1 protein-coding gene is annotated in these 238 nt (G+C 50.0%); it reads right to left on the bottom strand.

Annotation, left to right across the window (positions count from 1 at the left end; translation table 11 throughout):
• Nucleotides 1-238, bottom strand: a 238-nt coding sequence (traF, locus tag Q4563_RS22475; protein ID WP_303606124.1) for a conjugal transfer protein TraF, incomplete at both ends; no start/stop codon positions are given.

Below are 238 nucleotides of genomic sequence, written 5' to 3'. Positions count from 1 at the left end.
ACCCATTTGTTGGTGGCTCCAAAACGGAAGGAAGCCCCCAGATCGACGTTGAACTGGTTAAAGGTTTCGGAAGCATCTTCCAGATCCTGTTCGTCGATATCACCTTCATAATCGGCTTCTGCGGCATAGTGAAGCGTGATAACGCGCTGGTATTTCGGTGTGATACCAATGGCCACTTTTTTGTCCCAGATGCTGAACTCCCGGGAAAAGGAAATCCCGAGGTCAGAGACAGCAACAC

The sequence above is a fragment of the Gilvimarinus sp. 1_MG-2023 genome, assembly GCF_030548285.1.
The sequence above is the reverse complement of the archived record's forward strand: the minus strand, read 5'-3'. Positions and strand labels throughout refer to the sequence as shown.